This is a genomic window from Salmonella sp. 32070601201500089SM, from assembly GCF_017573605.1.
Lineage (GTDB): Bacteria > Pseudomonadota > Gammaproteobacteria > Enterobacterales > Enterobacteriaceae > Salmonella > Salmonella enterica.
The window spans coordinates 52,723-64,432 of record NZ_JAGETK010000018.1 but is presented as its reverse complement, the minus strand read 5'-3'; the positions used below and the strand labels follow the sequence as shown (position 1 = coordinate 64,432).

Genomic DNA, 11,710 nt, shown 5'->3' with positions numbered 1-11,710 from the left:
AGTGAAGGACTTTCATGATCGAAATTAAACATCTGAAAACACTCCAGGCATTGCGGAATAGTGGATCGCTGGCTGCCGCGGCGGCGGTGCTGCACCAGACCCAATCCGCTCTGTCTCATCAGTTCAGCGATCTGGAACAACGCCTTGGCTTCCGCCTGTTCGTGCGTAAAAGCCAGCCGCTGCGCTTTACGCCGCAGGGGGAAGTTCTGCTGCAACTGGCAAACCAGGTGCTGCCGCAAATCAGCCGTGCGCTGCAGGCGTGCAACGAACCGCAGCAAACTCGTCTGCGCATCGCTATTGAATGTCATAGCTGTATTCAGTGGCTGACCCCGGCGCTGGAAAACTTCCGTGCAAGCTGGCCGCAGGTAGAAATGGATTTCACATCCGGCGTCACTTTTGATCCGCAACCGGCCTTGCAACAAGGCGAGCTGGATTTGGTGATGACGTCGGATATTTTGCCGCGCAGCGGGCTGCATTATTCGCCGATGTTTGATTTTGAAGTCCGACTGGTGCTGGCGCCCGACCATCCGCTGGCCAGCAAAACGCAGATTACGCCGGAAGATTTAGCCAGCGAAACGCTGTTGATTTACCCGGTGCAGCGCAGCCGACTGGATGTCTGGCGACATTTCCTGCAACCGGCGGGTATCAGTCCGCTGCTGAAAAGCGTGGATAATACGCTACTGCTGATTCAGATGGTGGCGGCCAGAATGGGTATTGCCGCCCTGCCGCACTGGGTGGTGGAAAGCGTTGAGCGCCAGGGTCTGGTGGTGACCAAAACCCTGGGTGATGGTCTGTGGAGCCGCCTGTATGCCGCCGTGCGCGACGGCGATCAGCGTCAGGCGGTGACCGAGGCGTTTATTCGCTCGACGCGGGATCACGCCTGCGATCATCTGCCGTTTGTGCGGAGCGCGGAGCGACCCATTTTCGATGCACCCACAGCGAAGCCAGGATCACAGCCGCGCCTGTAATAAAGCTTGGCCAGTGGGGCTGCTGATGCCAGATGGCAAGATTAACCAGCAGTCCTGCGGGAACATGCATATTATTCATGATACCCAGCGTCCCGGCGTCTACCTGGGTAGCGCCATAGTTCCACATAAAGTAGCCAATGCCGGACGCCACCACGCCGAGAAACACCAGAATGCTCCATTGCAGCGTGGTTTCCGGCAGCTTTTGCGCGTTCCCCAACAGCGACCACGCCACCGCCGCCACCAAAAACGCTCCCAGATAGAACCACGCAAAGGCGTTGTGCTGCGGCATGGGACGGGTCTCCATCAGACGTTTATACCCCACCATTCCGATAGCGAAACTGATATTAGAAAGCTGCACCAGGAGCAAACCGACCCAAAAATGGTCGGTCACGCGATCGTAGCGAATAATCCCGGCGCCAATCACCGCCAGCAACGCGCTAAATGCATAGCCCCAGCGCAAACGACGCTGACTCATCACATCGTAAATCAGCGTGATATAGAGCGGCGTCAGAACGGTAAACAGCAGCAGTTCGGATACGGTCAGATAGAGGTAAGCATGGAAGCTCAACATATACATGATGCCAAGCTGCATCGCCCCCACCAGCATATACAGGCTGATGGTTTTTAGGTTGTGCCCGCGAGAACGCAAAAACGGCAGAAAAACGAGCGCCGCCAGCCCAACGCGTATCAGCACCGCGAAATAGCTATCGACATGCCCGGCAAGATACTCGCCAAATAGACTAAAGGAGAAAGCCCACAGGATAGTGGTAATGATGAGTAGCGCCACAATGGATGTCTCTTAAAACAGGGAACACCCATTGTAGCGGAGAGTGAAGTTGACAACTGGTCAACTAACAAACAATCACATCAGCGTAAGAAAAGATCGCGCAGGTAATGCGGCACGGCGTTATCCGCGTTGATGCCGATCACCTCAAGTTCGGGATACAGGTCTTTCAGACGCTGGTGCGCATTGCCCATGATGCAGCCTTTGCCCGCCATCGTGAGCATTTCAGCGTCGTTCATTCCGTCGCCAAAGGCGATACACTCTTTCAGGCTGTACCCCATCGCCTGAGCGACCGCTTCCAGCGCATGACCTTTCGACACTCCGCCCGCCATCACTTCCAGACAGGTTAGCGTGGAGAAGCTCACGTTTACCCGATCGCCCCAGCGCGCGTTAATCGCCTGCTCCAGCGGCAACAACTTTTCATGAGTGTCGCTGGTGAAAAACACTTTGCTGACGCCCTCCGGCTCCAGCAGCGCAGGCTCAAACAGCGAATAGTTAAATACCGCCTCTTTGAAAAAACGCATTTCATCGGGGCGATGACGATTCATAAACCATTCGTCGTCGCGATAAACGTTAGTCACGATGTCCGGGTTCGCATTCACCACGCCGAACAGGTCGCTGGCAATGTCGCTGTCCAGATTATGCGTAAAAACCAAATTCCCGTCGGTATCGTGCACTCGCGCGCCGTTGGAGGTGATCATGTAAGACTTGATTTCAAGATTATCGCGGATTTGCCCTACATCGACATGATGACGACCAGTGGCAAAGACAAAATGGATGCCGCGTGCGGTCAACAGCTTCAGAGTCTCTTTGGCATAAGGGGACAACGTATGGTCGGGGGAGAGCAGCGTGCCATCTAAATCAGACGCAACAACCTGATACATAATAAAATTTAACCTCTAAGCAAAGCGATTTCCGCTGGATAAATTAGGCTTGTTGAAAAATTCAACAATGGCGTTAAGCGCGACTGAGCGCATGGCGTCCTTTTCAAAAAGGATCTCATGGTACGCGCCTTTGATAACCAGCGGTTTTCCCCCTTCACAAGGGTATCCCGCCGCGGCGCGAATTTCACAAAAACGATCGTGGGTGCGGTTATCCACTACCCGCTCTTCTTCCGCCTGAATCAGTAGCGTAGGCGTCGTGTCATCGCTCGCCCCAGCCAGAACCTGCTCACCCGCCAGAATGCCTTCGCGTACCCAATGCCAGGTGGGGCCGCCAACGCGCAGCTGCGGCTCGTCGGCATAAAATCGTAAGTTGCGCTGATAACGCTGGCGGCTGTGGGTCAGCGCATTCATCCCAAACGGCAACGCCCGCCACTGACCGGTACCAATAGCGTAATCTTCACGGATACGCTGGTGCCCCTCGGCCCAGTCGAGAATATGGCGCACCATAAAGGAAGGCAAGCGTATCACAATACCAAACATCGGCGCGGTGAGCGCAATAGCGTCGCACCGCACACGATGGCGTTGCAGGAACAGGGTGGCTATCGCGCCCCCCATTGAGTGCGCCAGGATATAACGCTTACGCCACGGCCCCGGCTCAATTTCCTGCTGCCAGAACGCCGCTAAGTCCTCAACATAATCGTTAAAATGATCAACGTGACCCCGATGCGGGTCCGATAACATCCGCCCGGAGCGCCCTTGACCACGGTGGTCGATGATGAAGATATCAAAACCGAGATGAAAAAGGTCATACGCCAGTTCAGCGTATTTTACATAACTCTCAATGCGGCCAGGACAAATGACGATCGTCCGATCGTTAGAATCATTCCGAAAACGGACAAAGCGCACCGGAATGTTACCCACGCCGATAAACTCCGCCTCTTCCCGCTGACGCCAGAAATCGGTCAGCGGCCCCATAGCAAAAGCGGCAAACGCATTTTCTCTTGTTTCCCAGTCATTTTGCTGCTGAAACATCGGGTTTTCGGCCTCGTTTACCAGGTAAAATCGTTTTTTGCGTCGTGCCTGACACAACACAGCGGCAGTAGCGTATTGTGGCACAAAAACAGACAACCAGGGAGTTTCGCATGACCTTTGAATGGTGGTTCGCCTATCTACTGACCTCAACTCTGCTGAGTCTTTCTCCGGGTTCAGGCGCCATCAATACCATGACGACGTCTATCAACCATGGATATCGTGGCGCAGCGGCTTCTATCGCCGGACTCCAGACCGGACTGGGGATACATATCGTACTGGTGGGCGTCGGACTGGGTACGCTCTTTTCGCGCTCGCTCCTCGCTTTTGAAATTCTGAAATGGGCTGGCGCGGCTTATCTTATCTGGCTGGGTATCCAGCAATGGCGCGCCGCAGGCGCTATCGATCTGCATACTCTCGCCCAGACGCAATCGCGGGGTCGGCTGTTCAAACGGGCGATATTTGTCAATCTAACCAATCCCAAAAGTATTGTCTTTCTTGCCGCCCTGTTTCCGCAATTCATCATGCCGCAGCAACCGCAACTGGCGCAGTACCTCATTCTCGGCGTCACCACGATTGTGGTGGATATGATTGTGATGACCGGTTACGCCACACTGGCGCAGCGCATTGCCGCCTGGATTAAAGGACCAAAGCAGATGAAGGCGCTGAATAAAGCGTTTGGTTCGTTGTTTATGCTGGTAGGCGCGCTCCTGGCGTCGGCAAGACACGCGTGATAGTCGTGCCGGATGATGTTTATCCGGCCCGGAGGTAAATTAGCGCGAAATAATCAGGTGAATACCAAAGCCCGCAAACAAAGCGCCGGCAAAGCCATCAATCCATTTCGCCAGACGCTGATAGCCGCGGCGCATTTTCGGCAGCGCGAACAGGCTGGCGACTACGGTAAACCAGGCCAGCGTTTCCAGGGTGATTAACGCGAAAATACCCCAGCGCGCCGCAGCGCCGACGTTATCGCCGACAAACAGTGAAAAAACGGAACCAAAATAGATAATCGCTTTAGGATTCGACAGATTGGTCAACAGCCCTTTGAGAAAACTGCGCCCGCTCTGCGCCAGTTCAATGTGCGGAGAAGACGCCGCCGCATCCTGTTTTTTCAGCGCGCCGCGCAGCATCTGATAGCCCATCCAGCACAGGTACAGGCCGCCGCCTACCATAATGATCGTATGCAGCCAGGCCATTTTTTCGATGATGAGATGCAGGCCAAGCAGCGCCACGCCCGCCCATACCATCACGCCGCAGGTAATGCCCAGTACGCCCATCATCGCTTCTTTACGCGAACGGCTGACAGCAGTTTGAGACACGAAGAAAAAGTCGGGGCCGGGGCTCATTAGCGCAACGATGTGCACCATTGCCACGGTGAAAAATAGCATCAACATAAAAATGGCTCGCGGGGAAATAGTTCAGTGAGTCACCATCCTGGCACTTTTTTGCCGGGCTGACTACTCTTCGTCATCACCATCGACATGCGCGCGGATGAGCGCCATAAATTCTTTCCCGAAGCGCTCCAGTTTGCGCATCCCAACCCCGTTAACGCTTAACATCTCGCTGGCGGAAACCGGCATCTGTTCCGCCATTTCTATCAACGTGGCGTCGTTAAAGACCACATACGGCGGGATATTCTCTTCATCAGCGATAGCTTTACGCAGCTTGCGCAACTTAGCGAACAATTTGCGATCGTAATTACCGCCGAACGATTTCTGCATCACGCGGGGTTTGAGGGCGACGATGCGCGGCACCGCAAGCTTTAGCGGAACGTCTCCACGGAGTACCGGACGCGCGGCATCCGTCAACTGTAATGCGGAGTGCTGCGCAATATTTTGCATTACCAGCCCCAGATGAATGAGCTGGCGAATCACGCTCACCCAGTGCTCATGGCTCTTTTCGCGTCCCATGCCATAAACCTTGAGTTTGTCATGACCGAAATCGCGGATGCGTTGGTTATTCGCGCCGCGGATCACCTCGACAACGTAGCCCATGCCAAAACGCTGGTTAACCCGACCAATGGTAGAAAGCGCAATCTGGGCATCGTTTAAGCCATCATATTGTTTGGGCGGATCGAGACAGATATCGCAGTTGCCGCACGGTTCTTGTCGGCCTTCGCCAAAGTAATTAAGCAATACCAGGCGACGGCAGGTTTGCGCTTCGGCAAAAGCGCCCATCGCATTCAGTTTATGCCGTTCAATATCCTGAAGCTGTCCGGCTGGTTTCTCTTCCAGACAACGACGTAGCCAGGCCATATCAGCCGGATCGTAAAATAGCATGGCTTCCGCAGGCAGTCCGTCGCGCCCGGCGCGGCCCGTTTCCTGATAGTAGGATTCAATATTGCGCGGGATATCGAAATGCACAACGAAACGTACGTTAGGTTTGTTTATGCCCATTCCAAAAGCGACGGTCGCCACCACGATTTGCAGATCGTCGCGCTGAAATTTTTCCTGCACATCGGCGCGAATAGCGTTTTCCAGCCCCGCATGATAGGCCGCCGCGCTAATGCCGCGACTTTGCAAGCGCGCAGCGGTATCTTCCACTTTCGCCCGACTGTTACAGTAGATGATACCCGATTTGCCGCGTTGCTCCTGAACATAGCGCATTAGCTGGTCGAGCGGCTTAAACTTCTCCATCAGCATGTAGCGGATATTCGGTCGGTCAAAGCTACTGATCTGGATTAACGGATCGTTAAGCCCAAGCAGACGAATAATATCCTGGCGCGTGGTGTCGTCGGCGGTGGCGGTCAATGCCATAAACGGCAAAGCGGGAAAACGCTGGCGAAGCTGACCGAGAGCCGCATATTCCGGACGGAAATCATGCCCCCATTGCGAGATACAGTGCGCTTCATCCACCGCCAGCAATACCGGATTCCAGTGCGCCAGATGATCAAGAAAGTTGTCCAGCATCAGGCGTTCCGGCGCAATATACAGCAGACGAATCTGTCCGGTACGGCACCCCGCCATCACCTCAAGCTGCTGCTCGCGGCTTTGAGTGGAGTTCAGACAGGCCGCCGCCACCCCGTTCGCCAGTAGCTGATCGACCTGGTCTTTCATCAACGAGATCAGGGGCGAAACGACGACGGTCAATCCGTCCAGCAACAACGCGGGGATTTGATAGCACAGAGATTTGCCGCCGCCGGTGGGCATGACGACCAGACAGTCGCGACCGGAGAGCGCAGTATCAATAATCGCTTCCTGACCCGGGCGAAACTGTTGGTAGCCAAAGGTTTCCTGCAAAACCTGTTTGGCCCCTGATTCCAGATTCAACACTTCCGCCTGCGCCACATTAACCCCGTTCACCATAAATCAAAACAGGCGCTATTTTCAGCGCCTGCGAGAGAAACTGCAATGTTTAAAACACAATCCAATCAGAAGATATCGTTAAGCATCACGCCGACGCCGACACGTGTCTGATTAAAATTATAGTCGATCAGCGATTCGCCATAGCCGCTGTACACCTGGGTATAAAGCCGGACATGTTTAGTGACCGGATAGCTTAATCCAACTTCCGCGCCGCCGTAGCCTGTATTCCAGTTGTACTGGCCTTTGGCGCTTAATACCGCCTCGCCCAGGTGATAACCGATTTTAAGCTGGTAATAACCCATATATTTGGTGATGTCCGGATTATCATCGGTACTGCCAATCACGTACCACGGTTTGACCTCTACCAGCCAGTTACCGTTTTCGGCCATCAGACGGGTATACAGACGGTTCCAGCTACGCGAGGTGGGGTCCGAACGTCCGTTAGAGTCATGGTTGTAGCCCATCTCTACGTCGCGCAGCGTCCAGCCGGCAAAGCGATAATCGGTAGCAAAACCAAGAAAAAGCTGCGGTTCGTAGTTGGTTTCGCGAAACGGCGAAGACTCTTTACTGTTGGAAAGCTGCCACCAGGATTTCTGCGTATAGGAAGCGCCCAGTACCGAGTTCGGCCCCAGTATTCCGCGCCACAGCGGAAACGCCAGGCTCAACTGAAATTTCACTTCATCTTTACGTGCGTTTTCAGACCAGTTGTAGGTACTTATGGCCTCTTTGTTCAGATCGCTGGTGTTCGTGTAGATCAAGTAGTTCGTGTCATAAGGGTAAAGCGTAAAAGGGTTATCATGCTCCTGTAGCATGTTAGCGATGATACTTCCCCGTACTGCAGGCGCATCATGAACCTCTTTTATCGTAGCTTCTTGTGCATATGCCGCTAATGGCAGTAGCGTGGCTGGCAACAACCCTCTCAAAATCGCCCGCATTCTTGACGTTCTCCTGACGAAGTATTTTCAGCTTGAATCATTCTCTGCCAACCATTTTTACATATTTACACACATAGCCGTTAGTTATCCCTTCTTAAAGTAGAAAACAACAATTAAGAAGCATAATATCAACATTTCATTAACCAATGAGGTGTCAGGAATCTATGTCCGCTGTACTTACCGCTGAACAAGCTCTGAAATTAGTGGGTGAAATGTTTGTCTACCACATGCCGTTTAATCGGGCGTTAGGGCTGGAGCTGGAACGCTATGAAAAAGCGTTCGCCCAACTGGCCTTCAACAACCAGCCGATGATGGTCGGCAACTGGGCGCAAAGCATTTTACACGGCGGCGTGATCGCCTCTGCGCTGGATGTCGCCGCCGGACTGGTATGCGTCGGCAGCACGCTAACTCGCCACGAAACCATCAGCGAAGATGAACTACGCCAGCGCCTGTCGCGGATGGGAACGATTGACCTGCGCGTCGATTACCTGCGTCCGGGCAGAGGCAACCGCTTTACGGCCACCAGTAGCCTGCTGCGCGCAGGGAATAAAGTGGCCGTCGCCCGCGTGGAATTACACAATGAAGATCAGCTGTACATCGCCAGCGCCACCGCTACTTATATGGTGGGATAAAAGCAGGTAAACTGTTGTTACACTTCAGATACGAGTTTTCCGGATGGACGCAAAACAAACACGGCAGGGCGTATTACTCGCTCTTGCCGCCTATTTTATTTGGGGGATCGCCCCCGCGTATTTCAAGCTGATCTATTACGTTCCCGCAGATGAGATCCTGACGCACCGCGTGATTTGGTCATTTTTCTTTATGGTGGTGCTGCTTAGCGTCAGCCGGCAGTGGCGACAGGTTAAGCGCTTACTGAAAACGCCAAAGAAGATTTTCCTGCTGGCCCTGTCCGCCGTACTGGTCGGCGGTAACTGGCTATTGTTCATTTGGGCGGTAAATAATCACCATATGCTGGAGGCCAGCCTGGGTTATTTCATTAATCCGCTGGTTAACATCTTGCTGGGGATGATTTTTCTTGGCGAACGCTTCCGTCGAATGCAGTGGCTGGCGGTGATTCTGGCGGTGTGCGGCGTGCTGGTGCAACTCTGGACCTTTGGCTCGCTGCCGATTATCGCGCTGGGGCTGGCGTTTAGTTTTGCGTTTTACGGCCTGGTGCGTAAGAAGATCGCCGTTGAAGCGCAGACGGGTATGCTGGTCGAAACGCTATGGCTGTTGCCGGTCGCCGCGATTTATCTGTTTGGCATCGCCGATAGCGCCACCAGCCATATGGGGCAAAACGCACTATCGTTGAACTTGCTGTTAATGGCGGCGGGTGTGGTCACTACGATTCCGCTGCTGTGCTTTACCGGAGCGGCTATGCGTCTGCGTCTTTCTACACTGGGCTTTTTCCAGTATATCGGCCCAACGCTGATGTTTTTACTGGCGGTGACGTTTTATGGCGAAGTGCCGGGCGCGGATAAGATGGTGACATTTGCGTTTATATGGGTCGCGCTGGCGATTTTCGTGATGGATGCGATTTATACGCAGCGTAAAAAATAACGCGACTATTATTCTAAATATAATCTGAAAAAATATGCCTCCCCTTGTAAGGGGGGTAGCATATTGTCATGCTAACGACGTAACCCAACATATGGATGTGAAATTAATGTTAAGTGTTTTTATTCCTTCATCTGAGAGATGTGTTTCCAGATGTCGTTATTTATTATCATTCGCGCTAATAAATATAATATTTTCCATTTTGGTTGGGGTTTTATTACATTTAAGCTTTGTGATACTGGCAATTTTATTCACAATTTTACTACATTATCTCGTCATTAATTTAAACTGTCAGCGATTCAGAGACAGTGGCTTTGAATATATAAAATTCTATGTATGGGGTACGCTTGTAATCTATATTGCCTCCTTCGTGATAATGGTTGCTGAAGATTTCGCTTGCGATGGCTTTGGTATGCCTCTTTTTCTAATCTGGTATTTTGCAACCTTTTCTCTGCTACTTCTGGCCCCCCCGGATTCGAATTCACTCAACAAGTAATTTAATGGAGTTTACATGGACAAGGATTATATTAATGATGGTTCGCTATCTGAAAAATGGAAATACCGTTTTTCATTTTACGATCAACATGGTTTCCCTGGATTTTGGAAAGTAAGCCCAGAATATAAACAGGCATTTAAAGCATTAAAGCCCCGACAACGGTTGACTATTCAAATAAACTTTATTGCCTTTTTCTTCTCATGGATTTATTTGTTTGTACTGGGTCTGTGGAAAAAAGCAATTATAGTTATTTTATTAGGGATCGTTGCAATATTTATTGGAGCATTAATCGGCGTTAACATACTTGGACTTGTTGTCGCAGCTTATGTCGGCGTCAATACAAATAAGTGGTTCTATGAAAAAGAGGTTAAAGGTATCAATACCTGGAGCCTGTAACTTTTCAGGGTGGTTCAGCCGCAGCTGAATCACCCTGGCCTTAATGCTTTACAACCAGTTCTTGCGCTTAAAGTACAGATACGGCGCAAGCCCCGCCAGAATCATAAAGATAATCGCGCCTGGATAACCAAAGCTCCACTTCAGTTCCGGCATAAACTCGAAGTTCATCCCATAGCTGGAAGCGACCAGCGTCGGCGGCAGGAACACCACGGAAACCACCGAGAAGATTTTGATAATGCGGTTCTGCTCGATGTTGATGAACCCCATCGCCGCCTGCATCAGGAAGTTCACCTTCTGGAACAGCGATTCATTGTGCGGCAGCAGAGACTCGATATCGCGCAGGATCTCACGCGCCTGCTCCAGCTGTCCGCCCGGTAAGCGCGCCTTGCGCACCAGGAAGTTCAGCGCGCGCTGGGTATCCATCAGACACAGGCGTACCTTCCAGCCGATATCTTCCAGCTCCGCCAGCGTGGAGAGCGCTTCGTCGTATTCATCGCCCTGATGCCCTTCCATAATGACGCGGCTCAGTTTTTCCAGATCGCTGTAGATGTTTTCGATTTCATCCGCCAACTGTTCAATTTTGGTTTCGAACAGATCGAGCAGTAGTTCGTAAGCATTACCATCGACCATCGCCTGGCTGCGGGCGCGCATACGATACAAACGGAAGGCGGGCAGTTCGCGTTCACGCAGCGTAAACAGACGGCCATCGCGAATAGTGAATGCCACCGTAGAGTTACCGGCATGATCTTCCGCATCTTCGAAGAAGAAGAAGGAGTGGATATGCAGTCCGTCTTCGTCTTCAAAGAAGCGCGCGGATGCTTCGATATCTTCCAGTTCAGGACGCGTCGCCAGACTCTGGCCCAGCTCAGATTGTACGCGCAATCGCTCGTCGTCGTCCGGTTCGACCAAATCGACCCATACGGCATCAATCAGGCTTTGTGACTCCTCGACTTCCAGCCGGGTCAGTCGGTTTTTTTCCAGTTGAAATGCGCTCAGCATGACCGGGACTCCCAATGCGTAAAAATATCGGACAGTTCAGATGGGCACACAGAAACAAATTGGGTTTCAGACCATTAAACAGCCTGACTCAACGCGACGGGAAAAAATGAAAGGTCGCTGACAACCGCTAAGGCTATCAGCAAAAAGGGATAGCCTTAGGAGTTGATCCTGGATGACAGGATAATGAGCCAGTATCTACTGGGTGTGTCCAAGGCGAATGTCCTCTTAGCGTAATCGTGGGCGCATGTTACGCCAGCAAAAATTTGCCGTCAACACGCAACGAAACGCGAAAAAGCAATAATTTCCCCTTATGCAGAAAGGTTAGCAGAGTGAGAGTATTTATCTATGATTTCAGAA

Annotated in this window: 14 protein-coding genes; 6 read left to right on the top strand and 8 right to left on the bottom strand. The window is 52.2% G+C overall.

All coding sequences use genetic code 11. The features are described from left to right. Positions 1-14: 14 nt before the first annotated feature. Positions 15-968 (top strand): HTH-type transcriptional regulator MetR, encoded by a 954-nt coding sequence (metR, locus tag J4728_RS21605; protein WP_000569786.1) that lies wholly within the window; start codon positions 15-17, stop codon positions 966-968. Here metR and J4728_RS21600 read toward each other — a convergent pair. The 3 genes from J4728_RS21600 to pldB form a co-directional block, all read right to left on the bottom strand. Beyond that, positions 856-1,755, bottom strand: coding sequence for a carboxylate/amino acid/amine transporter (locus tag J4728_RS21600; protein ID WP_001196254.1), 900 nt, complete (start codon positions 1,753-1,755; stop codon positions 856-858). The genes metR and J4728_RS21600 overlap by 113 nt on opposite strands. Positions 1,756-1,835: 80 nt before the next feature. After that, the gene (yigL, locus tag J4728_RS21595; RefSeq protein WP_000285338.1) at positions 1,836-2,636 is read right to left on the bottom strand and encodes a sugar/pyridoxal phosphate phosphatase YigL; all 801 of its coding nucleotides are present in this window, start codon (positions 2,634-2,636) and stop codon (positions 1,836-1,838) included. 15 nt (positions 2,637-2,651) lie between these two features. Then, positions 2,652-3,668, bottom strand: a complete 1,017-nt coding sequence (pldB, locus tag J4728_RS21590; RefSeq protein ID WP_000487685.1) for a lysophospholipase L2 — start codon at positions 3,666-3,668, stop codon at positions 2,652-2,654. 110 nt (positions 3,669-3,778) lie between these two features. Between pldB and rhtB the strand changes: the two genes are divergently transcribed. Next, positions 3,779-4,399: a homoserine/homoserine lactone efflux protein gene (rhtB, locus tag J4728_RS21585; RefSeq protein ID WP_000142523.1), complete on the top strand. Its 621-nt coding sequence runs from the start codon at positions 3,779-3,781 to the stop codon at positions 4,397-4,399. A gap of 39 nt (positions 4,400-4,438) precedes the next feature. Here the strand turns inward: rhtB and rhtC are convergent, their stop codons facing one another. The 3 genes from rhtC to pldA all read right to left on the bottom strand — a co-directional run bounded on the left by rhtC (position 4,439) and on the right by pldA (position 7,905). After that, positions 4,439-5,059 carry a threonine export protein RhtC gene (gene rhtC, locus J4728_RS21580; RefSeq protein WP_000928814.1) on the bottom strand — a complete coding sequence of 207 codons (621 nt, stop codon included), beginning with the start codon at positions 5,057-5,059 and terminating at the stop codon, positions 4,439-4,441. 63 nt (positions 5,060-5,122) lie between these two features. Beyond that, entirely contained in the window at positions 5,123-6,952 is a 1,830-nt protein-coding gene (gene recQ / locus J4728_RS21575; RefSeq protein WP_001533487.1) for an ATP-dependent DNA helicase RecQ, read from the bottom strand. An 83-nt stretch (positions 6,953-7,035) separates the two neighbouring features. Then, complete coding sequence (gene pldA, locus J4728_RS21570; RefSeq protein WP_001201692.1) at positions 7,036-7,905, bottom strand: phospholipase A; 870 nt, start codon at positions 7,903-7,905, stop codon at positions 7,036-7,038. A gap of 164 nt (positions 7,906-8,069) precedes the next feature. On the opposite strand from pldA, the gene yigI reads away from it, so the two are divergent. The 4 genes from yigI to yigF are packed head-to-tail and all read left to right on the top strand — an operon-like array spanning position 8,070 to position 10,354. Further along, positions 8,070-8,537 carry an acyl-CoA thioesterase YigI gene (gene yigI, locus J4728_RS21565; RefSeq protein WP_001277136.1) on the top strand — a complete coding sequence of 156 codons (468 nt, stop codon included), beginning with the start codon at positions 8,070-8,072 and terminating at the stop codon, positions 8,535-8,537. Between the two features lie 43 nt (positions 8,538-8,580). Further along, a complete protein-coding gene (gene rarD, locus J4728_RS21560; protein ID WP_208212377.1) occupies positions 8,581-9,465 on the top strand; it encodes an EamA family transporter RarD in 885 nt (294 codons plus the stop codon). A 34-nt stretch (positions 9,466-9,499) separates the two neighbouring features. Beyond that, entirely contained in the window at positions 9,500-9,958 is a 459-nt protein-coding gene (locus J4728_RS21555) for a membrane protein (protein WP_001538085.1), read from the top strand. Between the two features lie 15 nt (positions 9,959-9,973). Continuing rightward, positions 9,974-10,354, top strand: coding sequence for an inner membrane protein YigF (yigF, locus tag J4728_RS21550; protein WP_000356594.1), 381 nt, complete (start codon positions 9,974-9,976; stop codon positions 10,352-10,354). 48 nt (positions 10,355-10,402) lie between these two features. On the opposite strand, the gene corA is transcribed toward yigF, so the two are convergent. After that, positions 10,403-11,353 carry a magnesium/cobalt transporter CorA gene (corA, locus tag J4728_RS21545; RefSeq protein WP_000947139.1) on the bottom strand — a complete coding sequence of 317 codons (951 nt, stop codon included), beginning with the start codon at positions 11,351-11,353 and terminating at the stop codon, positions 10,403-10,405. A gap of 155 nt (positions 11,354-11,508) precedes the next feature. Further along, positions 11,509-11,565, bottom strand: coding sequence for a YsgD/CorL family protein (gene ysgD / locus J4728_RS24045; protein ID WP_212723238.1), 57 nt, complete (start codon positions 11,563-11,565; stop codon positions 11,509-11,511). Between the last annotated feature and the right edge of the window lie 145 nt (positions 11,566-11,710).